28 protein-coding genes and 1 tRNA gene are annotated in these 22553 nt (G+C 63.2%); 19 read left to right on the top strand and 10 right to left on the bottom strand.

Annotation, left to right across the window (positions count from 1 at the left end):
• Window positions 1-155: 155 nt before the first annotated feature.
• Window positions 156-464 carry a PilZ domain-containing protein gene (locus K3163_RS01590; RefSeq protein ID WP_221551335.1) on the bottom strand — a complete coding sequence of 103 codons (309 nt, stop codon included), beginning with the start codon at window positions 462-464 and terminating at the stop codon, window positions 156-158.
• Between the two features lie 200 nt (window positions 465-664).
• Between K3163_RS01590 and K3163_RS01595 the strand changes: the two genes are divergently transcribed.
• The 3 genes from K3163_RS01595 to K3163_RS01605 all read left to right on the top strand — a co-directional run bounded on the left by K3163_RS01595 (window position 665) and on the right by K3163_RS01605 (window position 5061).
• Complete coding sequence (locus K3163_RS01595; protein ID WP_221551343.1) at window positions 665-1555, top strand: alpha/beta fold hydrolase; 891 nt, start codon at window positions 665-667, stop codon at window positions 1553-1555.
• 369 nt (window positions 1556-1924) lie between these two features.
• Complete coding sequence (locus K3163_RS01600; RefSeq protein WP_221427104.1) at window positions 1925-2431, top strand: TonB family protein; 507 nt, start codon at window positions 1925-1927, stop codon at window positions 2429-2431.
• A 593-nt stretch (window positions 2432-3024) separates the two neighbouring features.
• Complete coding sequence (locus K3163_RS01605; RefSeq protein ID WP_221551345.1) at window positions 3025-5061, top strand: ribonucleoside-diphosphate reductase subunit alpha; 2037 nt, start codon at window positions 3025-3027, stop codon at window positions 5059-5061.
• Window positions 5062-5146: 85 nt separating this feature from the next.
• On the opposite strand, the gene K3163_RS01610 is transcribed toward K3163_RS01605, so the two are convergent.
• Window positions 5147-5392: a DUF2171 domain-containing protein gene (locus K3163_RS01610; protein ID WP_221429698.1), complete on the bottom strand. Its 246-nt coding sequence runs from the start codon at window positions 5390-5392 to the stop codon at window positions 5147-5149.
• Between the two features lie 129 nt (window positions 5393-5521).
• Between K3163_RS01610 and K3163_RS01615 the strand changes: the two genes are divergently transcribed.
• Window positions 5522-6022 (top strand): hypothetical protein, encoded by a 501-nt coding sequence (locus K3163_RS01615; RefSeq protein WP_221551347.1) that lies wholly within the window; start codon window positions 5522-5524, stop codon window positions 6020-6022.
• 126 nt (window positions 6023-6148) lie between these two features.
• On the opposite strand, the gene K3163_RS01620 is transcribed toward K3163_RS01615, so the two are convergent.
• A complete protein-coding gene (locus K3163_RS01620) occupies window positions 6149-6484 on the bottom strand; it encodes a hypothetical protein (RefSeq protein WP_221551355.1) in 336 nt (111 codons plus the stop codon).
• A gap of 218 nt (window positions 6485-6702) precedes the next feature.
• Between K3163_RS01620 and K3163_RS01625 the strand changes: the two genes are divergently transcribed.
• A complete protein-coding gene (locus K3163_RS01625; RefSeq protein ID WP_221427099.1) occupies window positions 6703-7761 on the top strand; it encodes a ribonucleotide-diphosphate reductase subunit beta in 1059 nt (352 codons plus the stop codon).
• 24 nt (window positions 7762-7785) lie between these two features.
• Here K3163_RS01625 and K3163_RS01630 read toward each other — a convergent pair whose 3' ends face one another.
• Complete coding sequence (locus tag K3163_RS01630) at window positions 7786-9276, bottom strand: sulfatase (RefSeq protein ID WP_221551357.1); 1491 nt, start codon at window positions 9274-9276, stop codon at window positions 7786-7788.
• A 177-nt stretch (window positions 9277-9453) separates the two neighbouring features.
• Between K3163_RS01630 and K3163_RS01635 the strand changes: the two genes are divergently transcribed.
• Window positions 9454-10413 (top strand): formylglycine-generating enzyme family protein, encoded by a 960-nt coding sequence (locus K3163_RS01635; protein ID WP_425594716.1) that lies wholly within the window; start codon window positions 9454-9456, stop codon window positions 10411-10413.
• Between the two features lie 16 nt (window positions 10414-10429).
• On the opposite strand, the gene K3163_RS01640 is transcribed toward K3163_RS01635, so the two are convergent.
• Together K3163_RS01640 and K3163_RS01645 are read right to left on the bottom strand one after the other, a co-directional pair.
• Window positions 10430-10939, bottom strand: coding sequence for a hypothetical protein (locus tag K3163_RS01640; RefSeq protein WP_221551359.1), 510 nt, complete (start codon window positions 10937-10939; stop codon window positions 10430-10432).
• A gap of 52 nt (window positions 10940-10991) precedes the next feature.
• Entirely contained in the window at window positions 10992-11624 is a 633-nt protein-coding gene (locus K3163_RS01645) for a thermonuclease family protein (RefSeq protein ID WP_221551361.1), read from the bottom strand.
• Between the two features lie 127 nt (window positions 11625-11751).
• Here K3163_RS01645 and K3163_RS01650 point away from each other — a divergent pair, with 127 nt between their 5' ends.
• The 3 genes from K3163_RS01650 (at window position 11752) to K3163_RS01660 (ending at window position 13319) form a co-directional block, all read left to right on the top strand.
• Window positions 11752-12006: an HP1242/YdcH family protein gene (locus K3163_RS01650; protein ID WP_221551363.1), complete on the top strand. Its 255-nt coding sequence runs from the start codon at window positions 11752-11754 to the stop codon at window positions 12004-12006.
• Window positions 12007-12091: 85 nt separating this feature from the next.
• Entirely contained in the window at window positions 12092-12319 is a 228-nt protein-coding gene (locus tag K3163_RS01655) for a hypothetical protein (protein ID WP_221551365.1), read from the top strand.
• Between the two features lie 136 nt (window positions 12320-12455).
• On the top strand, window positions 12456-13319 hold the full coding sequence (locus tag K3163_RS01660; protein WP_247712431.1) for a sulfotransferase domain-containing protein: 864 nt from the start codon (window positions 12456-12458) through the stop codon (window positions 13317-13319).
• Window positions 13320-13342: 23 nt separating this feature from the next.
• Here the strand turns inward: K3163_RS01660 and K3163_RS01665 are convergent, their stop codons facing one another.
• Window positions 13343-13771 (bottom strand): DUF4870 family protein, encoded by a 429-nt coding sequence (locus K3163_RS01665; RefSeq protein ID WP_221427092.1) that lies wholly within the window; start codon window positions 13769-13771, stop codon window positions 13343-13345.
• A 121-nt stretch (window positions 13772-13892) separates the two neighbouring features.
• Between K3163_RS01665 and K3163_RS01670 the strand changes: the two genes are divergently transcribed.
• From K3163_RS01670 to K3163_RS01680, 3 genes are all read left to right on the top strand, one after another.
• Window positions 13893-14432 (top strand): DUF4440 domain-containing protein, encoded by a 540-nt coding sequence (locus K3163_RS01670; protein WP_221551377.1) that lies wholly within the window; start codon window positions 13893-13895, stop codon window positions 14430-14432.
• Between the two features lie 78 nt (window positions 14433-14510).
• Window positions 14511-14969: a hypothetical protein gene (locus tag K3163_RS01675; RefSeq protein WP_221427090.1), complete on the top strand. Its 459-nt coding sequence runs from the start codon at window positions 14511-14513 to the stop codon at window positions 14967-14969.
• Window positions 14969-15451, top strand: a complete 483-nt coding sequence (locus tag K3163_RS01680) for a YegJ family protein (RefSeq protein ID WP_247712519.1) — start codon at window positions 14969-14971, stop codon at window positions 15449-15451. Before K3163_RS01675 ends, K3163_RS01680 begins: the two co-directional genes overlap by 1 nt.
• Before the next feature lie 9 nt (window positions 15452-15460).
• On the opposite strand, the gene K3163_RS01685 is transcribed toward K3163_RS01680, so the two are convergent.
• On the bottom strand, window positions 15461-16090 hold the full coding sequence (locus K3163_RS01685) for a hypothetical protein (protein ID WP_221551381.1): 630 nt from the start codon (window positions 16088-16090) through the stop codon (window positions 15461-15463).
• Window positions 16091-16213: 123 nt separating this feature from the next.
• On the opposite strand from K3163_RS01685, the gene argB reads away from it, so the two are divergent.
• From argB to K3163_RS01715, 6 genes are all read left to right on the top strand, one after another.
• Complete coding sequence (gene argB / locus K3163_RS01690) at window positions 16214-17098, top strand: acetylglutamate kinase (protein WP_247712432.1); 885 nt, start codon at window positions 16214-16216, stop codon at window positions 17096-17098.
• 71 nt (window positions 17099-17169) lie between these two features.
• Complete coding sequence (locus K3163_RS01695) at window positions 17170-17463, top strand: YggT family protein (RefSeq protein WP_221427086.1); 294 nt, start codon at window positions 17170-17172, stop codon at window positions 17461-17463.
• A 2-nt stretch (window positions 17464-17465) separates the two neighbouring features.
• On the top strand, window positions 17466-18359 hold the full coding sequence (folD, locus tag K3163_RS01700) for a bifunctional methylenetetrahydrofolate dehydrogenase/methenyltetrahydrofolate cyclohydrolase FolD (RefSeq protein ID WP_221427085.1): 894 nt from the start codon (window positions 17466-17468) through the stop codon (window positions 18357-18359).
• Window positions 18356-19048 carry a hypothetical protein gene (locus K3163_RS01705; RefSeq protein ID WP_221551393.1) on the top strand — a complete coding sequence of 231 codons (693 nt, stop codon included), beginning with the start codon at window positions 18356-18358 and terminating at the stop codon, window positions 19046-19048. The genes folD and K3163_RS01705 overlap by 4 nt, the downstream gene beginning before the upstream one ends.
• Window positions 19045-19668 carry a MarC family protein gene (locus tag K3163_RS01710; protein ID WP_221551403.1) on the top strand — a complete coding sequence of 208 codons (624 nt, stop codon included), beginning with the start codon at window positions 19045-19047 and terminating at the stop codon, window positions 19666-19668. The genes K3163_RS01705 and K3163_RS01710 overlap by 4 nt, the downstream gene beginning before the upstream one ends.
• A 44-nt stretch (window positions 19669-19712) precedes the next feature.
• Window positions 19713-20750 carry a serine hydrolase domain-containing protein gene (locus tag K3163_RS01715; RefSeq protein WP_221551405.1) on the top strand — a complete coding sequence of 346 codons (1038 nt, stop codon included), beginning with the start codon at window positions 19713-19715 and terminating at the stop codon, window positions 20748-20750.
• On the opposite strand, the gene K3163_RS01720 is transcribed toward K3163_RS01715, so the two are convergent.
• Complete coding sequence (locus tag K3163_RS01720; protein ID WP_221427081.1) at window positions 20737-21348, bottom strand: LON peptidase substrate-binding domain-containing protein; 612 nt, start codon at window positions 21346-21348, stop codon at window positions 20737-20739. The two genes, K3163_RS01715 and K3163_RS01720, sit on opposite strands and share 14 nt — an antisense overlap.
• A gap of 7 nt (window positions 21349-21355) precedes the next feature.
• On the bottom strand, window positions 21356-22279 hold the full coding sequence (locus K3163_RS01725; RefSeq protein WP_221553938.1) for a tetratricopeptide repeat protein: 924 nt from the start codon (window positions 22277-22279) through the stop codon (window positions 21356-21358).
• Between the two features lie 194 nt (window positions 22280-22473).
• On the opposite strand from K3163_RS01725, the gene K3163_RS01730 reads away from it, so the two are divergent.
• Window positions 22474-22548, top strand: a tRNA-Gly gene (locus K3163_RS01730).
• Window positions 22549-22553 lie beyond the last annotated feature (5 nt).

A 22553-nucleotide genomic window follows, 5' to 3' on the forward strand; every position in this document is an offset into this window, starting at 1 on the left:
ACCCTCCGCAATGGTCCCGCTGCATCTACCGAACAAGATTGAAGATTTATTGCAAAAACCCGCCATAAGTTACTGAGACGTTAACCTTTTACTTGTTTCACACTCCAAGTTATTGGTTTGGACCGCTTTTAATTGGGTCGAATTCTCTTGCGAGGCTAGGCGCGCCTGAGGTGCCAGTCGTCCAGCGCGTATCCGCTCACTATGCCCTTGGGTACCGGCTGGTGGAACGAGATGCCCAGCGCCTCGCCCAGCTGCCATGCGACACGGCCGCTCGCAGGGAAGCCCGGATGCAGCTGGAGTTCGCAGATCTGCCCGACGGAAACCTCGATATCGCTGCATTCGACCATGCAGCCCGCCGTCGAGAGGTTGCGCATTGCGGCTTCCACCTCGACGCCGCCGATGATGATCCGCACGACATCGCGCGTCGGAAAACGCTCCGCCTGCCTGCGATCTTCCAACCCCATTTCCTGGACCCTTCCTCCGACGAGATAGAGTATATCTGCCGGGTGTCCGATGAATTGGAGATTACCGACAATAGAAAGTCGGTTGTTTACTTGTTGTTTACTTTAATGACGGGCTCCGCGCCTGCGTCTGTCCGGAGTGGACAAGGCCTGCGAACTCGTGCCTATTGGAAACGCACAGGGCAAACAGGGAGAGACGCGAAATGCCGCAGGTGAAGGCCAACGGGATCGACATCCATTATGAAGAGCACGGCGACCCGGGTAATCCGGCCATGCTGCTGATCATGGGTTTCGGCGCGCAGTTGACCCTCTGGCCCGACGAACTGGTCGAGGCGCTGGCCGGAGAGGGCTTCCGCGTCATCCGCTACGACAATCGCGACATCGGCCTGAGCCACAAGTTCCACGGCGTGAAGGCGCCCGGCCTCGTCAAGATGACCTTGATGTCGAAGATCGGGCTTACCCCTAAGGTCCCCTACACGCTCGCCGACATGGCGGCGGACGGGATCGGCGTGCTCGACGCTCTGGAGATCGAGAAAGCACATATCGTCGGAGCCAGCATGGGCGGGATGATCGGCCAGCACGTTGCGGCGAGCTATCCCGACAGGTGCCTGAGCTACACCCAGATCTTCTCGACTACCGGCAATCCCAAGCTGCCGGCCGCGCGCAAGGAAGCGCTCCAGGCGCTGGTTACCCGCCCGCAGAGCGACGAGGAAGACGTGTTGGTAGATCATGGCGTGATGCTTGCGCGCACGATCGGTTCGCCGGGCTATCCCTCGGACGAGGAGCGCTTGCGCGAACGCACTCTCACCAGCGTACGGCGCAGCTTCTATCCCGAAGGGCCCACGCGCCACCTCTCGGCGATCGTTGCCGACGGCGACCGCCGCGAGATGCTACGCAAGGTCGAGGTGCCGACGCTCGTTCTGCACGGCGAGGACGATCCGCTCGTTCCCTGCGAAGGCGGGCGAGAAACGGCCGAATGTATTCCGGGTGCCAAGTTGAAAACGATCCCAGGCTGGGGTCACGACCTGCCGCTCGAACTGGTCGACACGCTGGCCTCCGATATTGCCGGGCACGCCCGCATGGCGACGAACTGACGACGCAAATCGACGAGCGTTTGTGTCACTCGACGAAGGGGACGAGCAACGATCGTTGCACGCTTTGAGTCGATTGCCGGCCGCGGAAATCTTGCTCCCTGCGCCGGCAATTCGCTCAAAGCCCCTCCGTACTTTTATTACAAGTTGGGGGCTGGGGATTTCAATATTGTAGGGTCGCGACACATTTTCCTGCCTTATTTGACAACACCCTGTCGCAGGCGCATCAAAAATGCAGATCCTGGCGGACCCGCAGTCGGTAGGATCCGATCGACCAATGAGGTCATCGCTGAACGATCATAATGGACTGTCGCGTTTCTAAGCGAACTTTCTGCGGCCGATCATCTCTTTGTTTTGAAAAGGATGATCACAATGTCAAAAATCTTAGCAATCTCGCTCGCTACCGCTGTCAGCGCAGCTGTCCTCGCGGTACCTGCAGCATCCCAGATCGTCGTTACCCCGGCGGCTGAAGTCGACAAGATGGTCGAGAAGGTCTCTCGTGACCTCACTCGCCAGCTTGATCGCTCGGCCGACTTCCGCGGAGTTTCCGGCGGCAACGGCATCACCATCGTGCGTTTCCAGACCGATGAAGAGGGCACTCCCGAGAACCTCCGCATCTACCGGGAATCGGGTGACGGACGGCTCGACCGCGTCGCCGTGCATGCCGTTCGCAACCTGCGCACGCTCGACGAGGCACCTGCCAGCATTGCGGATGACCAGGTCTACCAGGCCAATATCATCTTCGCCGACAACACATGGTCGATGAAGAAGCTGAACCAACAGCTGGCTGAGGAGGAAGCCGCACGTATCGCCTCGAGCCCGGCTGAGCGTCTCATCCTTGCGCTTGGCAGCGTGCCTGCCGGCAAGCCCGGTTCCTGAAGCCGCTGCCTATCCCGGCCTCCCCCGGTCGGGACCGCTCCGGCGTCGACCCTGATTCTCTGCGGGCAGGGTTCGGCGCCGGAGTTTTTGCGTCGCCTCTCCGCAAGCGGAACAGCGCGCGGGCAAGAAAATTTCCCGTCCCGATTCGATTGATTCACAAGTCTCGCGAGCCCGATTGTGCACGCAAAAATTTTTTCACTGATTCATTTTTGGGCTTGCGATCTCGCAAAGCCAGCTTGGTCCACGCGTCGCTGCGTTGCATCATTATCATACACCCCCCGCTTCCGCTTCGCAGAGCAGTTAAAATCGCGTTGACCCTCTTGCGCAGATTCGACGTCTGATTCAGTATCTAGTGGTCGGTTGCCTGGGGGTACCTACAAGACCTAGCGATTTCACCTTTCCTCCCCATATCGGGGTGAAGGCGGATTCGGCCCTAAGTCTGTGGAGAAAACTGGATAAGTTTTCGACCTCTCCCAAGGCTTTCGATGCTAGGCGGGGGGAGGTTCTCGCCGACTCGATACAGGCGGATTGGCGGGGGCGCAGACCTGCTCGTTCGGACGGAATTGGCGAACAAACAAACGGCGGGGCTAACGATGGATTTCAAGAGCGGAGACGAAGCGGCGATGGGTCTGGATCTGGATACGCAGGACACTGTCGAAGATACCGCTCCCGCGAAGGCGAAAAAGAAGCCGGAAAAGGCAGTGGCCATGGAAAAGAACGACAAGGGCAGCGAAGAGCTCGTCGCCGAGAAGGCCGGCGAAGCGATGGCAGGTGCAATGGCGGAAGTCGCCAAGGCCGCCGCTGCCAAAGATGACAGCAAGAAGGTTCTCGATCGCCGCTTCGACGTGAAGACGGACGACAGCCGCAACGACCTGCTGACCGAGTTCGGCAAGGAAACGCTCGAAGACCGCTACCTGCTGCCCGGCGAAACCTATCAGGACCTGTTCGCGCGCGTCGCCGACTATTTCGCCGACGACGCCGAGCACGCGCAGCGCCTCTACGACTACATCTCGAAGCTGTGGTTCATGCCCGCAACGCCCGTTCTTTCGAACGGCGGCACCACGCGCGGCCTGCCGATTTCGTGCTACCTCAACTCGGTCTCCGACAGCCTCGACGGCATCGTCGGCACATGGAACGAAAACGTGTGGCTTGCCTCGAAGGGCGGCGGCATCGGCACCTATTGGGGCAATGTCCGCGGCATCGGCGAGCCGGTCGGCCTCAACGGCAAGACCAGCGGCATCATTCCCTTCGTCCGCGTTATGGACTCGCTGACGCTCGCCATCTCGCAGGGTTCGCTGCGCCGCGGCTCGGCTGCCTGCTACATCGACATCACCCATCCGGAGATCGAGGAATTCCTCGAAATCCGTAAGCCCTCGGGCGACTTCAACCGCAAGGCGCTGAACCTGCACCACGGCGTGCTTGTCACCGATGCCTTCATGGAAGCGGTCCGCAACGGTGAGGAATTCGACCTCGTCAGCCCGAAGGACGGCAGCGTCCGCAAGACGGTGGACGCTCGCGGCCTCTTCCAGAAGCTGGTCGAAACGCGCCTCGCCACGGGCGAGCCCTACATCGTGTTCTCGGACACGGTGAACCGCATGATGCCCAAGCATCACCGCGACCTGGGCCTCAAGGTCTCGACTTCGAACCTGTGCGCGGAAATCACCCTGCCCACCGGCATCGACCACCTCGGCAACGACCGCACCGCGGTTTGCTGCCTGTCCTCGCTCAACATCGAGAAGTGGGACGAGTGGAACGAGGACAAGCAATTCATCGAGGACGTCATGCGCTTCCTCGACAACGTCCTGCAGGACTACATCGACCGTGCACCCGACGAGATGGCCCGCGCCAAGTACTCCGCATCGCGCGAGCGCAGCGTCGGCCTCGGCGTGATGGGCTTCCACTCCTTCCTCCAGCAGAAGGGTATCGGCTTCGAAAGCCCGATGGCCAAGGTCTGGAACCTGAAGATGTTCAAGCACATCCAGGGCAAGGCTTCGGAAGCATCGATGATGCTCGCCAAGGAACGCGGCGCATGCCCCGACGCGGAAGAAATGGGCGCGATGGAGCGCTTCAGCTGCAAGATGGCGATCGCGCCGACCGCGTCGATCTCGATCATCTGCGGCGGCACCAGCGCCTGCATCGAGCCGATCCCGGCGAACATCTACACCCACAAGACGCTCTCGGGCAGCTTCGTGGTGAAGAACCCGTACCTGGAAAAGCTGCTCGACAAGAAGAGCAAGAACTCGACCGCGATCTGGAACTCGATCCTCGAAAAGGGCGGCAGCGTCCAGCACCTCGACTTCCTGACGCCGGAAGAGAAGGCGACCTTCAAGACCAGCTTCGAGATCGACCAGCGCTGGCTGCTCGAATTCGCCAGCGATCGCGCGCCCTATATCGACCAGGCGCAGTCGCTGAACCTCTTCATCCCGGCCGACGTCGACAAGTGGGACCTCATGATGCTGCACTTCCAGGCGTGGGAGAAGGGCATCAAGTCGCTCTACTACCTCCGCTCGAAGTCGGTGCAACGCGCCGGTTTCGCCGGCGGTGTCGAGGCAGACAACACGGCCGATGCAGCGAAGTACGAACTCGCTGCAGAGCAGACCGATTACGAGGAATGCCTCGCCTGCCAGTAATCTGGCCGAGACAAAGCGAAAGCCCCGCCCTCCGATCTGGAGAGCGGGGCTTTTTCGTGGCCGGAAGAATTCCGGCTAGACCGGCCTAGGCGTCTTCCATGACTGCCTTGTTGCCGAGACCTTCGGGAATGCGTGCGCCTTCCTTCAGGTAGATGCGGTTGTCGTCGATCTTCTCGACGTCATCCAGCGAAAGGAAATGGTGCATGTCGTCCGAACTGTCCGACTTGGTCAGCTTGATGGCGTCGTCCTTCACTTCGTCGACGGTCCCGACGTGGAGACCTTCACAGTTGGCGACTTCCATGTGTTCCTTGATGCGTAGCTTCTCAAACATGTAAAACCCTTTTGTTTTGCGTTGCTTATACCTTATCAACGGGCAATCGAGGGTATTGGTCCACGCTTCGTCGAAGCTCATGCACGGTCCTTCGTGCGGCTCTGAGCGGCGGCCAACTGGGGGAATCGGGTGGAACAGGTGCTGGACATTCTGGACGGTATTTCCGGCTGGAGCTGGGGGTGGCTTGTGGCCGCCTTCCTCGCCGCCCTGACCATCGAGAGCTGGCCTCACCTGACCTACCGGTTCTGGCAATGGCGCATCGATCGCGCCTTCCGCGACCGTGGCGAACTGCTCCAGGAAGAACTGCGCGAACTCGAATGGAAGCAGGGCGCCCGGCCCGAGCCATTCCAGATCGGGCGCGTCCTGTCGGTTTCGTTGCAGAGCGCGCTGCAGCTGTTCCTTCCCGTCGTGCTCGTCGATACCGTCGCCGAAAACGACCTTGTGCTCCTGCCGGCGGCGATCGCGGCCGCGATGTGGTTCGCCCAGTCGCGCGAGCCTGAGCAAGAAGGCGAAGAGGATTACTCGGGCCCGGGCGGCTACGATGTCCCGCCCGAGGCGAAGGTCGGCTTCCTTGCGGCGATGGCCATGCTGTGCGTGATCGCGCTGGTGGTCTTCACATTCGGCTATTGATTTCGGGGCCCGAACAGATTGACGCCCCGCCTTTTTACGGACGGGGCGCCGGGGTTGCGAGACTTGCCCGCAAAAGGGGAAAACCGGACAAGTCCGCTTAGCCCCGTACTGTGAAACTCGTGTGGGTCAGCTCGAGCCTAGCGGCCTGTTGGCATCGGCCGCAGCGCGCTCGTCGGGACGCGAGGATATCTCGCCCGGCTGCGCGGTGTTCATCGAGGCATCGCCCTGCGCAAGCGGCTGCTCTCCAAGGCTGGCGGTCGCGATGTCCTGTTCCATCTGGCCGTCTTCGTTGCGCGCGTTACCGTAACCGCGCTGGGCCTCGCCCTGCTGCGACTGCTCTTCCTGCTGCTCGTGCTGGCGCTGGCGTTCGCTCTTTTCGATTTCGTGCCAGTTGCTCATCGATTGCTCGGGCCCGGCATTCTTGTGGATCGTGCGCTGGTCTTCGGGTGCGTATTCGCCCATTTTTTCAAACTCCTTTGCCAGATCAACGGGCCGGAGCGGGCTCGTGTTCCACCGTTCGTCGCATGCTTCGGGCGGGTTCGGGAGATTCGCGTGCAGCCGCGCCACGCAGGCAAAAAAACTTATCCATTCTTATCCCCGCCGAATCATTACCTCTTGCCTTCGATTCCGGCTTCTGATTCCCTATATGAGTCGCTGAACACAAACGCCGGAGACACAAGATGTCGTTGCTCGAAGCCAGAAAGACCTACAAGCCCTTCGAATACCCGTGGGCCTATGAATTCTGGAAGCGCCAGCAACAGATCCACTGGATGCCGGAGGAAGTTCCCCTCGGCGAGGACTGCCGCGACTGGGCGCAGAAGCTCACCGAGCACGAGCGCAACCTGCTCACGCAGATCTTCCGCTTCTTCACCCAGGCCGACGTCGAGGTGCAGGATTGCTACCACGACAAGTACGGCCGCGTGTTCAAGCCGACCGAGGTCAAGATGATGCTCACCGCCTTCTCCAACATGGAGACGGTGCACATCGCGGCATACAGCCACCTGCTCGACACGATCGGCATGCCGGAAAGCGAATATTCCGCCTTCCTCGAGTACGAGGAAATGGCCGACAAGCACAATTACATGCAGCAGTTCGGCGTCGACAACGACGAGGACATCGCCCGCACGCTCGCCATGTTCGGTGCCTTCACCGAGGGCATGCAGCTCTTCGCCAGCTTCGCGATGCTGATGAACTTCCCGCGCTTCAACAAGATGAAGGGCATGGGCCAGATCGTCAGCTGGTCGGTGCGCGACGAAAGCCTTCACTGCGAAGGCATCATCCGCATGTTCCACGAGTTCGTGCGCGAGCGTGACTGCCTGACCAAGGCGGTCAAGGAAGACATCGTCGACATCTGCCAGAAGACGGTGCGTCTCGAAGACAACTTCATCGACCTCGCCTTCGAAATGGGCCCCGTGTCGGGCATGACGGCGAAGGACATCAAGAAATACATCCGTTACATCGCCGACTGGCGCCTCGGCCAGCTGGGCATGCAGCCGATCTACATGATCGACGACCACCCGCTGCCCTGGCTCGCCCCGCTGCTGAACGGCGTGGAGCACGCCAACTTCTTCGAAACCCGCGCGACCGAATATTCGAAGGGCGCGACCAAGGGCGACTGGAACACCGTCTGGTCGAGCTTCGACAAGCGCCAGAAGGCCAAGGCCGCGAACGAGGAAGAAGCCGAGACCGACGGTCCGGGCCTGTTCGAAGACGGCGAAGGGGCTGTCGCGGCGGAGTAATTCCTCTGCCGCGAAGGCTTCGGTTCAGACCCGCAGGGACTCGAGCCAGCCAACGACATCCGTGTAGCCGGGATCATCGATACGGTTGATCGATTCGTCGGGATCGATTTCCTTGTCGTAGAGCTCGCGGCTCAGGACCTTGCCAGTCTTGTCGGTCCAGACCGTATAGCGGAATCGTGCGGTGTTGACCGCGTCGCCAAGCAGCGGGTTTTCCGGGACTGGCCGAACGGTAAAGGACCGCGCGACGTTCCTCCAGCCGGGCACGGCTCCTTCAAGCAACGGCTTTACGGACCTGCCTATGGCCGTCTCCGGAGGGGTCAGCCCCATCAGGTCGGCGATCGACGGGAAGAGATCGACCGTCTCCACCACCGCTTGCACCCTTCGCCCGGGCTTCGTGAGCGTGGGCACGCGCATGATCAGCGGCACGCGGGTGTCGAGCGTGTGCACAGACCATTTGCCCCAGCGACCATTGTCGCCGAGCCGGTAGCCATGATCGCTCCACAGGATGACGGCGGTGTTGTGGTCGAGCCCCGCCTCTCTGAGCCCTTCGAGTAGCCGGCCGACCATCCGATCCGCATGTGTCACCGACGCCATGTATCCATGGCGCAGGTTCACGGCGACGTCCTCGGGAATGTCATTGCCAAAGTCCCTTAGCTGCAGCTGGCCTTGGAACTCGCTGTTGATCGGCATCGCGTATGGCGGAGCGCCGATTTGCCCCTCCGGGTTCACCACTCGCGGCAGCATGGTCGAGTTATAGGATGCCCAGTCCGTCTCCGTAGCGATCCAGTTGAGATGCGGCCGATGGATGCCCACGGCCATGAAAAGCCGCTCAGGTTGGGCCGCGAACTTGGCCATGGCATTTGTCGCAGCTGCTACGTTGATTTCGTCCGGTAAGGGGGAGCTTCCGTTCCAGACATGAGTGGGGGTGGTCATTTTCCCCTCTGCGTCGCGGAAGCCATGCTGCGTCAGGAAAGGGACCTCGGCTGAAGCAAAACGTTCGCTCCATGCATCGGCATCGTCTCGTTCGTAGTGATAGACCTTGCCGAAAGACAACGTCCTGAACCCTTGGGCCTTGAACAGATCCGGCAGCGTAACCCCATCGCTGAAGGTACGATTGACGGTAAAGCCATCACGCAGCGCGATATCGTCGGGGGTGGGGCGTCGCCCTGTCAGGAATGACATGCGCGAGGGGGTGCAGGCCGCGAACGAGACGTAGGCGTTGTCGAAGGTTGCGCCCTCTCTGGCGAGCTGGTCGATATGCGGAGTGCGGGCAACCGGACTCCCGTAGGCGCCGACCTCCGTCCGCAAATCGTCAACCATGATGACCAGCACGTTTTGCAGGCCGCCAACCTGGTTGATCGCGAGCGGCCTTTGAGAAGGCGATGGCGTCGGGCTCGGCTCCGGCACGACTGACTGTACGGGAGGCGGAGCCGAGCCGCTCTCCTCTCCACCACACGAAGAAGTGAATGCCGCCAGCGCGAGTACGCTCGCGCAGCGCAAGATTTTGCGACCCATAACCCCCGTCACCCCTGAACTTTCCCGTGCGATTGCACGAAGCATTTCTCAAGTAAATATCAAAAAAAGGCATATTGTCTTCTGAGGGATAGCCACTATTTAGGCGCAGCTGCACTTGCTCCATCAAGTCCTTGCTAGAATGAGCGAGTGCAATTTTTCAGCCCCGAAGGTATTATAATGCCCACGCACAAGCGATCTGCCGTCTCGAAGGAAGGCATGATCAGGCTAGGAGGTGGGGAATTTTCCATGGGGTCGGACCGGTTCTATCCGGAAGAGGCGCCGGTTCGGCGCGTGCGCATTTCGCCCTTCTGGATAGACGAAACGCCGATAACCAACCGGCAATTCAAGGCCTTCGTGGATGCGACCGGATATCGCACCGAGGCCGAGATTCCTCCCGATCCCAAGCTGTATCCCGGCATGCCGGCCGAGATGGCGCGGGCCGGATCGCTGGTATTTGCACCCACCGAAGAGGGCGGCTCGCTCGCAGACCATCATTACTGGTGGCGATTTGAGTTCGGCGCTTTCTGGCGACAGCCATTCGGCCCCGGAGACAGTATCGAAGAGAGGATGGACCATCCGGTCGTGCACGTGTCGTACAAGGACGCTGCGGCTTACGCGAAATGGGCAGGAAAGTCCTTGCCGACCGAGGCGGAGTGGGAGTTCGCCGCACGCGGTGGGCACGAGCAGCGGGACTACCAGTGGGGCGAAGAACTGGCGCCAGCCGGTGTGATGCTGGCGAACTACTGGCAAGGCACCTTTCCCACGCAGAACACGCTCGAAGACGGCTTCTTCGGCACCAGTCCCGCAAGGCAGTTCCCGCCGAACGATTTCGGCCTCTACGACATGATCGGCAATGTCTGGGAATGGACCAAGGACTGGTACGGCCAACCGCGTTTGCCCATCAAGCGCGGGCAGGCATGTTGTACGATCGACAATCCGCGCGGCGCATTGAAGCACGAGAGTATCGACCGTCGCGATCCCGCAAACACCTTGCCGAGACGAGTGGTGAAGGGCGGCTCACACCTGTGTGCCGAGAACTACTGTCGCCGCTATCGCCCTGCTGCGCGCCAGGGCCAGGCCGTGGACAGCTCGACCACGCATATCGGTTTCAGATGCGTCGTGCGTGAGTCCCGGTAAGATCGGCGATCGCGCCTCAGCCCAATCGCCGCGCCGCTGCCTCCAGCAGGTGCCTCGCGTACCAGCGGTGGGCGCCTCTCAGGCGGCTGACGATCGGGCCCTCGAATTCGCGGACGGCGGTGCCGAACCAGATGTAGGTCCGGCCCGTCTCCGGCACCGGTAGCGGCCCGTCGAGCGCGCCGTCTGCCCCGCGCGAGGACACCGCCAACCAGCAGCAGGTCTTGTCGAGGAAATCGTGCATCAGGAGCTCGTCCTCCTCGCGCGCCTCGACCTGCCATGCGGCGAAACGCTCCGTCCGGCCCGCGGCGAGCGCGGCGATTTCCGCATGGCCTGCGCCGCGTCCGATCAGGTGCAGCGCCATGCGCTCGGTCAGGAATGTGCGGCTCGAGAAGAAGGCGGTGATCAATTCGCCCAGCGAGACCTCTCCCGTCACGCTGGCGCGGAAGGCGTCGCGATAACACTCCGGCCCGCGCCGCCTTGCAAGCAGGCTCTCGGGCGGAAGCTGGGGCGCGGTGACCTGGATCATGCGGGGCTGTGTAGCATATTCCGCGCGTCTCCCCGCAAGGGTGCGGCAGGACTCAACACCAGCTGCCCCGCCAGCCACCGAGATAGCGGCGAGCGCCGCCTTGCTCGATCATGTAATCCGCCAGCCAATCGGTACTGCCATCGGGCTGCGTGCGGCTGATGGTGCGCAGGTCGCGGCCGTATTTGTCGCGGTCCTCTCCGGCTTTCGCGCGCATGTCGAACGGGCCGCGGTTGAGCCAGGTCAGCAGCGCTTCGGTGGATCGGTTGGCGAGCATGGCTTCGGCCGGGCACCTTGCATCTTTCTCCGCCGTGTCGATCCCCACCACGCGAATCCGACGCCCGGCGAGGCGAAAGGTGTCGCCGTCGCTCACGCAGGCTGTGCCGCCCGTCCAGTCGCCGCGTCCGCATTTCGCGAAGCCTGCAGTGACCCTCTCCGCATCGCCGAGCATGAAGCCGGGCGCCCCGAAACTTGCGGGGTCTTCGTAGAAAGCAGCGGCGAGCACCAGCCCCAGGGCCAACGCGGCCGTGAGCCAGCCACCACGAGTGGACCTGCCAGGGCTTTGCCCGTTCCGCTTGCCGAAGCGTGCCGGCCGCGGCGGTGTCTTGCGCCGGCGACGATAATCCGAACCGCTGCGCCATGCGCGTTTGCGCCGCCCTCCCGGTCCGAAGCGATTGCCCTTGGTCATCGCGGGAAAGAGTAGCCTGCGCTGCGATGCTCGCAAATTCGTTTCGCAAATTTGATCCAGCGCAATGAAGCATGCGCGCCCGCGTCCTATTCCTCCGGTGAAAGCTGAAGAGGAAAGGGCAAGTTACATGTCGCAGCACACGCCGAACGAACTGACGAAGATCTTTGCGCGCGATCGCGAGGTCGTCACGCGGCTCAAGGCATCCGATGCGCATTTCGCGCGGCTCGCCGACGAATATCATGAGGTGAACCGCCAGGTGCACCGGATCGAGGCCGAGACCGAAGCGGCGAGCGACGAGCGTTTCGAGACGCTCAAGAAGGAGCGCCTGAAGCTGCTCGACGAGCTGACCGCCATCGTGAGCCGCGCCCGCACCGCAGCCTGAGCGCGCCCCGCTTGCATCGCCTCACTGCAGGTGCAAACCTGCGCGTCCATCGGCGGGAGTCGCCTGCCTCACAGGAGAAGTGGTCATGACCAAACTCGACACAATCGCCCGTTCCATCCTGCCGCTCGGTGCGGCACTCGCGCTGGCTGCCTGTGGCGGCGAGGCCGAGGAGCCGACCTATGAAGCCGATGCGGAAGACATGAGCGGCGGCGAGCTGATCGTTACCGAGGAAGATCCCGATGCGGTGCCGGTCGACACGCCCGACACGCCGATGACCCCGGTGCCGGAAGAAGGTGCCGAAGGCGCCGAATAGGGGCGCGCTTCCCTCCCGACCCCTGCCTTGCTAACACTGCGCGTGCAGGGTCGACGGGTCGCGCCACGTCCGGGAGGGACATATGGTGCTGGGAGTCGGCCGCCGCGCGCGGAACCTTGAAGAATTCGGAGCGAACATGGGGGCGCTGGCCGGGCTGACCGAGCCCGCCCCGCGGCATGCGGTCACGCCGCAGGACGGCGATGTCTACATCACCAGCTGGGCCAAGAGCGGCACCACGATGACGCAGCAGATGTTCCACCAGCTGCGAATGGTCGCCGCCACCGGCAAGACCGACATGGACTTCGACGACATCAGCCGGATGACGCCGTGGGAGGATACGGCAACGATCCTCGACATGGACATGAACGCGTCCCAGCGGGCCCACCCGCGCGGCTTCAAGAGTCACCGCGAGTACGAGCGGCTTCCGGCGGGATCGCGCTATATCGTGACGCTCCGCGACCCGCACGAGACCTTCGTCTCGATGCACCGGTTCTTCGATGGCTGGCACCTCGAAAGCGGGGCGATCCCGCTCGAAGAATTCATGCCCCTATGGCTCGGCGGAGGGCCGGGCGGATGCGACTATTTCACCCACCTGCTGAGCTGGTACGCGCGCCGCGACGAGGACGACACGCTGCTCGTCACCTATCGCTGGGCGGCGAAGAACCAGCCCGCGATGATCCGCAGGATGGCCGGTTTCCTGGGGCTGGACCTGAACGAGGAGGATGTCGCCGCCGTCGCTGCGAGCACCTCGCGCGAGTTCATGCATGAGTACAAGGACCGGTTCGACGATGCGATGGTCTGCGCCGTGATGGACGAGAAGCTGGGCATTCCGGCCTCGAGCGATTCCACCAAGGTGCAGGCGGCCGGCAGCGACAAGAAGTCCGTGCCCGAGGCGATTGCCGCAGAGATCGACCGCATGTGGGCAGAGCGCGTCGAGCCGGTGACCGGCCACGCTGACTACGCTTCGCTGGCAGCGGAAATCGACGCGCGCGCGGGTTAGCCGGGCACGCCTGCCGGGCTGTCCTAAAAGAGCAGGGTCTGGGGGTCGGGCATCGGCTCGCGCCGCTGGGCCTTCATCAGGCTCATCACGCTGCGCACGCCGAACCAGATCGCGATGATCGGGAACATCAGCAGCCCGATGAACACGATGCTGAGCAGCGTCGCGACGATGCCTGCGAGGAATGCGTACCAGAATGTCCTGATCAGGTAGCTGTAGTGCGAGGCCATCCATTCCTCGTCGTTTTCGCCCTGCCATACGTGGGCGAGAACGATGCCGATGAGGCCGGTGATGCCGGTCACGAAGCTGGCGAGATAGAGGATCGAGACGATGGTCGGCCGGTTGGCATCGAAGCCTTGTGACGGCTGCGGTGGGCGGCGACGTTCCTCGACCGGCGGCGGCTGGGTACCCAGGCGTACGCGGTCACCTTCGAGATTGCTTCTGTCGTCGGCCATGCTGTCCCTCCCGGAAAATGCGGTGACGGCGAGTGTAAGTCATTTGGGAGCAAAGGTAAAACGCAGGGCTTGACCCGTGCGATTGGTGTATTATTCAGACCATACACCAAGGGAGAGAGTGATGTCCGCCTTAGCCGCAATCCTGCTTGCCCAGGCCGCGCCCGCAGTGGCCGAAGTGCCTCTACCCATGCCTGTCGGCGAAGAGATGACGGCGCGCATCGAGGCGAACGATGCAAAGCTGTTCTGGGGGTTCTTCGAAGCTTGCGATCCCGACATGGTCGCGCCGATGCTTCATCCCGACTTTCGCATGATCCACGATCTCGTCGGCTTGCCCGCATCGAGCGCGGAGGAGTTCATCGGGCAGGCTCGCAAGAATTGCGACAGTCGCAAACCGGGCCAGCCGAACGAGGGGTACAAGAACAGGCGCCTGCTCGTCCCCGGCAGCCGTACGATCGGCAAGCTCGGCGAATGGGGCGCGCTCGAGGAGGCGTATCACACCTTCCACGAATGGCGCGGCGAAGAGATCGGCTGGGTGCAGACCGGCGGCGCGCGCTACCTGCACATCTGGCAATGGATGCCGGGTGAGGGGCGCTTCCGCCTGCTTGAAAGCCTGAGCCTCGATCACGGCCCCGCGCCGCGATATCCACCGGCCACCGAATAGCGGCTCGTTCCCCTGTATCAAAAGCTCTGGCGGGCAGGCTTCCGACCCGTTAAGCCATTGGCAACAGGGAGGACTGTCATGAAATTTCACCACGCGCTTGTCGCGTCGCTTTCGGCCATGGCGCTGGGCGGATGCGTCACCACCGTCGCGCCTCAGACCGATGCCAATACGGACTTCTATCTCGCCCGCATGCTCGCCGGGGAATCGGCTGTCAGCGGCGGCGAACTCGACAAGGCGCTGGCCGAGGCAGCGCAGCATCCGCTTGGCTCGAAGAAGAACCCCGTGCGCGCTTCGCGTCCGCAGGGCCAGCGCGCCTATCTCTCGCGCCTGCGCTGCGCCGATCTGTCGCGCCCGGAGTTCACCCGCGCGGGCAATGTCGGCATGGGACCCTTCGGCAACATCGTCGATGCCTATGTGGTGACCTGCGCCGATAGCGAACCGGCCGAACGCACGATCCACATGGACATGTACCACGCCGGCTACGTCGAGAACGAGGCCGTAGAAGGTTACGGCATCACCGGCGGGAAGCCCGAGTGATGCGGCCGCGTCTTGCAGCCGCCGCGCTGGCGCTAGCGCTGTCTCCCGTATCGCTTTCGGCGCAGGAACAGCGGCCCGAGGGCGATCCGGTCATCGCCGTGGAGACCACCGATGCGCGCATGAACGAGGCGACAGCCGAGGCGCGGGCGACCAGTGCAAAGTGGCTGGCCGTGGTCGAAAATCCGCCCGTCGGCGCAACGAACATCACCTTCAAGTTCCCGCTTGAAGGCTATGAGCACATCTGGGTTCTCGATGTCGCGCGCGATGGTGAATACGTGACCGGACGGCTGGCGAACAATCCGCATGCCGAGGGATGGAGCTACGGCGATCCGGTCCGCGTCGCGCTCTCCGATATCAGCGACTGGGGCTATGTCGATGCAGTCGGCAAGGCGCACGGCTACTACACCGTGCGGGTCATGCTCGATTACATGTCGGATGAGCAGGCCGCCGAAGTGCGCCGGCAATACGGCTTCGACGACTAGGGGCTTCGCTCACCACCCCCAGGCAGGCGGCGGCGCAGCGGGCAATGGCCGTGACGCATCGAATTCGACGCGGAACAGCCGCGTCGGGTCGTTGCGGCGAGTAAGCTGGTAGGCGAATTTTGCGCCGCTTTCCCCGGCCGGGTCGACTTCGACGCGCCAGACGTTGGTCAGCGAGGCATCGAGCCCTTCACGCTCGAACAGCGCGATCGAGAATGCATCGGCGGGGAAATCCTGAACGCGCGCGGTGCCGGTCGAGAGCGTGTCGCCGCCATATTGCGTGACCGCGTCTTCTTCGCCGTCCTCGTGGCGGTGATCGTGCTTGAGGCGAAGTCCACCGCCGGTGCGCGAGATGAGCCAGGTACGCGAGCGGTCCCAGCCGCTGCCGTCTGCTGCCTCGACATGGAAGGCGATTGCCGTGCGCGTATCGCTGCATTCGGCCCAATGCGCGATCATCGCGCGGCCCTGCCAGTCGCTGTCGCGTGCGTCGCTGCTTGCAAGGCTGCCGCGATAGGCATTGCCGCAATGGCTTTGCAGCGCGTCCCAGAACGCCTCCTGTGAGGCGGGAAGCGCGGGCACTTCGGGCGTGGTGGAACAGGCTGCCAGTGGCAACGCGGCGAGGATGGCGAGGGCAGATCTCATGCCGGATCCCTAGCGCACCTATGCGGTGGCGAACAGATGTTTGGCTTTCCCGCAGGGCCACCGCGGGCTAACGCGCAGTTGGACCACCGCAGAGATTGAAAGGCGGATAGCGGGAAGATGGATTTGAGCGACGTCAGCAACAAGGCGCAGACGCTGATCGAGGCCTTGCCCTATTTCCAGCGATATGCGGGCAAGAGCTTCGTGGTGAAATACGGCGGCAACGCGATGGGCGACGAGGATGCCGCGCGCGAGTTTGCCGAGGACGTCGTGCTGCTGAAGGCAGTCGGCATCAACCCGGTCGTCGTCCATGGCGGCGGTCCGCAGATCGGGGCCATGCTCGAGAAATTGGGTGTCGAAACGAAGTTCATCGACGGCCTGCGCGTGACCGACAAGGCGACGGCAGAGGTCGCCGAGATGGTCCTTTCGGGTGCGATCAACAAGTCGATCGTCGGCTCGATCGCGCGCGCCGGCGGCAAGGCAGTCGGCCTTTCGGGCAAGGACGGCGGGCTGGTGACGGCCCGCAAGGTCGAACGCACGACCAAGGACCCTGAGAGCAATATCGAGAAGGCGCTCGACCTCGGCTTCGTGGGTGAGCCCAGCGCGGTCGACACGACCATCATCGAGACCGCGACGGCAGCCGGCATGATCCCTGTGATCGCGCCGATCGGCAGCGATGCGGAGGGCCATACCTACAACATCAACGCCGACACCATGGCGGGCGCGCTCGCGGCGGCGCTGGGAGCTGCTCGCCTGTTGCTGCTCACCGACGTCAGCGGCGTCCTCGACAAGCAGGGTAAGCTTCTTACCGACCTCACGCCTGCCGACATCGCCAAGCTGCGCGAAGACGGCACGATCAGCGGCGGGATGATCCCCAAGCTCGAGACTTGCGTGAATGCGGTCGAAGCAGGCTGCGAGGCGGCGGTCGTGCTCGACGGGCGCGTGCCGCATGCGATGCTGCTCGAATTCTTCACCCAGCGCGGCGCCGGTACACTGATAAGCGCGGCTTAGGGGTGGCGGGAGGCGGCCTGCTCTAGTAGAGCCGCACTTCACGGGACTGCCCCCTTAGAGAGACGGGATCAATGCAAGCTCTAGCCACACTTTATGACATCATTTCGATGCTGGGCAGCGTGCTTATCATGCTGGTTATCATCCAATTTATTATTGGTCTGTTGTTCGCGTTCAACGTGGTCGGTCGCAACGAATTTCTGATGAGCTTCTACGAAGCCATTAACCGATTGCTGGACCCGATATTTAAGCCAGTTCGGCGCTTCATGCCAAATACCGGGGCAATCGACTTCTCACCGCTTGTGGTGATAATTCTCATCAACATCATTCTCATTGTTCTGGATGGCATCATCAAGGGTGTAGCCTGATCATGACCGCAGAACGGATCGACGGGAAAGCCTTCGCCGCGCTGCTGCGCGAACGCGTCGGTGCGCTCGCTTCGCAGTTCGAAGGCAAGTCGGGCCGCAAGGCAGGCCTCGCCGTGGTGCTGGTGGGCGAAGATCCTGCAAGCCAGGTCTATGTGCGCAGCAAGCACAAGGCGACTGTCGCTGCGGGCATGGAAAGCTTCGAACACCGGCTGCCCGCCGACACTTCGGAGGCGGAGCTCCTCGCGCTGGTCGACCAGCTCAACAGGGACGATGCGGTCGACGGTATCCTCGTCCAGCTGCCGCTGCCGGACCATCTCGACGAGCAGGCAGTCATCGCCAGCATCAGCCCCGACAAGGATGTCGACGGTTTCCACGTCACGAATGCTGGCCGCCTCGCCGTGGGCCAGAGCGGCTTCGTGCCCTGCACCCCGCTCGGCTGCATGATGCTGCTGACCGACCGGCTGGGCGATCTCTCGGGTCTCGAAGCCGTCGTGATCGGCCGTTCGAACATCGTCGGCAAGCCGATGGCGCAGCTGCTGCTCGACGCCAATGCGACTGTCACTATCGCCCACAGCCGGACGAAGGACCTGCCCGCTGTGGTCAAGCGCGCCGATATCGTAGTTGCCGCCGTCGGCCGGGCCGAAATGGTCAAGGCCGAGTGGCTCAAGGACGGTGCAACGGTCATCGACGTCGGCATCAACCGGCTTCCGCCCGCCGAGGGGGAAGAGAAGGGCCGCCTTGTCGGCGATGTCGACTATTCGGGTGCGCAGGGCGTGGCCGGAGCGATCACGCCCGTGCCCGGAGGCGTTGGCCCGATGACCATCGCGGTACTGCTCCGCAACACGCTGGTCGCCGCCTATCGCAATGCAGGCCTCGAGGTGCCTTCGAGCCTGTGATCGCTCGCGCGCTCTCGATCGTGGCGGTCGCGGCGCTGCTCGCAGGCTGCGCCGAGCAAAGGTTCTCCCGCGATGCCTATGCGCGCGCGCTCTATTCCGCACCCGGTGCGGCCCAGCCCAGCCGGATCGTCGCCCGCGAGATCGAGAAGCTGCAGCGCGCCCGCGAGGTCGGCCGCAGTTCGGCACTTTCCTCATTCGCTTCGAGCGACGCGACACTCCTGCCGGGCGGCGAGCTGGCCGCAAGCTGGACGCCCAAGCTCGTCTGGATGAGCTGCGACGGGCGTTTCGCGGTCAGCGACGGCCGCTTCGAAACTGCCGATGGCAGGGTGGGTGAGTATGTCACAAGCTGGCGCCGCAATCTCTCGGGCGAATACGACTGGCTGCAGACGATGGCCGCGCTCGACGATCCGCAGCCGCCCAAGCGCCCCGAACAGCCGGCACCGCAGCCGGGCGAGATCGTGGTCGACGGCCTCGTATCGGCCGATGGCAGGGTGGCCCATTGCAAGACACCTCCCGCCGCGCTCCCGCCTGCTGCCGATGGTATGACGGAAATGCGCTCGCGCGACCGGACGCTCGCATGGCGCTGGACTGCCGACGGCGCCGGACGCAATTTCGAAGTCATGGCCTGGACCGCAGACGGCTGGGCCAAGGTGATGGACCATAGCTGGCCCGCGCAGGAGCAAGAATGACCCAGCTTTTCCTCTCAGCTTTCATTACCCTGTTCGTGGTGATCGACCCGCCGGGGTGCGCGCCGATCTACGCCGGGCTGACCAAGGGCGCGACCGGGGCGCAGCGGCGGAACATGGCGATCCGCGCATCTTTCATCGCGGGTATCATCCTGCTGATCTTCGCCCTCTTCGGCGAACAGTTGCTCGGCGCGCTCCATATCGACCTCGACAGCTTCCGCATCGCGGGCGGGCTCATGCTGTTCTGGATCGCCTTCGAGATGGTCTTCGAAAAGCGCACCCAGCGCCGCGAGGAGCGTGCAGAGAAGGTCGCTGCCACGCCTGAAGTCGAAGACGTCTCGATCTTCCCCATGGCAATCCCGATGCTTGCCGGTCCCGGCGCGATTGCCGCGATCATGCTGCTGATGAACGAGGCGGACGATCTCACCGAGACCCTGACGGTTCTTGGTGCATTGGGGGCAGTGCTCTTCATCACCATGCTCGCGCTGATTGCAGCCGGCCCGCTCTTGCGGCTGCTCGGCGACAAGGTCGAAGCCGCGATCACCCGCGTCCTCGGCGTGCTGCTGGCAGCGCTGGCGGCGCAATATGTCATCGACGGGCTGCGCGGCTCTTTCGGGATCTAGCGCCATTCGCGCCCGGTTCACCTCGGGGCGATAGAGTGCCGGCGATGCGATTCCTCCCGGCTCTTGTCGCGCTCGCCTTTGCCGTGCCTTCGGCCGCCCAGCCGCTGCCGAACTACGACATGGAGGAGCTGCGCGGCGCCATTGCGCAGAAGGACCTCGGCAAGATCGCGGTCCTCGCGGCGGAACAGGGCGGGGAACAGATCTTGCTCGAACGGTTCGACGGCAAGGATGCGGGAACGCCGATCGACATAAGATCCGCAGGAAAATCGATAACCGCTCTCGCGGTCGGCGCGGCAATTGCCGATGGCGCGCTCGCCGATACGCAAGTGAAGGTCTGGCCCTATCTCGGGCGACCGCGCGGCGAACCCTGGGATTCGATAACGGTGGGCGACCTGCTCGGAATGTCCTCGGCGCTCGACTGCAACGACTGGGACCGCAAGTCCCCGGGGCAGGAAGAGCGCATGTACCGCACGCGCGTCTGGCGAGACTTCGCCCTCAACTTGCCGGCACGCGAATACGAACGCGACGCGCAGGGTGAAGGCCCGTTCTCCTATTGCACTGCGGGCGTGTTCGTCTTGGGGCAGGTCGTCGAGAAGGCGACCGGGCAGCGCTTCGACACCTATGTCCAGCAGCGCATCTTCGACCCGCTCGGCATCGAGGGCGTCGTCTGGCGAACTTCGCGCAGCGGTGAGATCCAGTCGGGCGGCCAGCTGACCATCGGCGCCGAGGCGCTGCTGAAGATCGGCCGTCTCGTGCTCGACAAGGGTCGCTGGGAAGGCGAACAGCTCGTTCCCGAAAGCTGGATCAGGGAGATGGCCGCGCCGCGCCACCAGCTGGGCCAGCATGTGCATTATGGAAGCCTGTGGTGGTCGACGCCGCTACGCTCGCCGCGCGGTTACGAAGGCGCGGTGATGATGAAGGGCAATGGCGGGAATATCGTCGCGCTGGTTCCGACCTATGACGCGGTGCTTGTCGTGCAGGCGGAAAACTACAACCGCGAGGATGCCGAACGGCATGCCTTCACTGCGCTCACAGCCATGCTCGGTGCGCTCGAGGCGCCCGAAGGGATCACTGCAGAGTAACGATCTCGTCGCCGTCGTCGCGCAGGGCGAAGAACTGCATCAGCTGGATCATCAGTTCACAGCGTTCCGATAGGGTCGCGGCCTCGAGCAGGGCCTGCTTGGCGGCCGGATCGAAGGGCGCGATCTGGGCAACGCCGTTGATGAGCGTTTCGTCGTCCAGTCGTTCGACCGAATCCCAGTCGACCGAATAGCCCTGCATGGCGGCAAAGCGCTTGGCCTCGAATTCGAAGCCGGCGCGTTCGACACTGGCAAGGATTTGGTCTTCAGGATCCTCGATCAGCTCGGCCTCGACCTGGCGGAAGGCGGTGGTCACATCGAGCTCGCGCAGCACGCGGAAACGTGCCTCGCCTTCGAGCACGATATTGTAGCGACCGTCCTCCAGCGCCTCGACATCGCCGATACGCCCGACGCAGCCGATCTCGTAGAGCGGCGAACCCTCGCCGCCCCGTTGCGGCTGTATCATCCCGATCAGCCGGTCCTTGGCCAGCGCGCTGCCGACGAGCTCGCGGTAGCGCGGCTCGAAAATGTGCAGCGGCAACTGCAGGCCCGGAAACAGGATTGCGCCGGGCAGGGGGAATATGGAGAGGCGCCGCGTCAAGCCGGGCTTATCCGAAGAGCAGCTTCGACAGACGGCGCCGCGTCGCCACGACCCAGGGATCTTCAAGGCCGATGGCGTTGAAGATGTCGAGCAGCTTGGTGCGCGCTGCGCCCTCGTTCCACTCGCGATCGGCTTCGATCATGGCGAGCAGTTCGTCTGCGGCGGCATCGCGGTCGCCTGCGGCAAAGGCGGCTTCGGCATAGGCCAGCCGCACATCCATATCGGCGGGGTTTGCCTGGGCCTTCTCGCGCAGGGCGGCGAGCTCGCCGTCATCGACCTTGTTGCCGGCCAGTTCGAGCGCGGCCTTGGCGTTTTCGATCTGCGGGTCGCTGGCTAGCGCCGGATTGGCTTCGGCTGCTGCCAAGACGCCTTTCGCTTCCTCTACCTGCTCAGCCTGCGTCAGAGCGCGGATCAGGCCGGCGTGGGCGGCGGCATTGTCGGGCGCCATTTCGGTCACCTGCGCGAACACGCCGGCAGCGCGCGCCGCGTCGCCCTCGGCAAGGATCTGTTCCCCCATCGCAACATATTGTTCGACCTGCTGCGCCATTTGCGCTTCTGCACCGCCCGCATCGCCGCCCTGGATGGGCAGCTGCGAAAGGATCTGGTCGAGCGTCTGCTTCAATTGCGATTCGCTGCGGGCATTGGTCAGGTCGGCGACCGGCTGGCCCTGGAACATGGCGTAGATCGTCGGGATCGACTGCACCTGGAACTGCGCGGCGATGAACTTCTCCTGGTCGACATCGACCTTCACCAGCACCACGCCCTTGTCGGCATATTCGGCGGCGACCTTTTCCAGCAGCGGGGCGATCGCCTTGCAGGGTCCGCACCAGTCGGCATAGAAATCGAGGATGACGAGCTTGTTCATCGAGGGCTCGACGACATCCTGCTTGAATTTCTCGACTGCCTTCTGCTCGTCGATGCTCAGCCCCATGCTTGCCACGTAATATCGCCTTTCATGCGTTGGATTGTTCGCTGCCCATGTGGGCCTTCACGCGCGAATGTGAAGGGCCGGAGGCGCGCCTGCAAGGCTTGCGAAAATTTGCGCATTTTTTTGCTTGCGGGACTCACGAGGCGTTGCTAACTGCGCGCCTCCCCACCGGGCCACGCCCGGTAGAGCGCCAGTGAGCGGGCGTAGCTCAGGGGTAGAGCACAACCTTGCCAAGGTTGGGGTCGGGCGTTCGAATCGCCTCGCCCGCTCCATTTTC

The sequence above is a fragment of the Qipengyuania xiapuensis genome (assembly GCF_019711395.1).
Lineage (GTDB): Bacteria > Pseudomonadota > Alphaproteobacteria > Sphingomonadales > Sphingomonadaceae > Qipengyuania > Qipengyuania xiapuensis.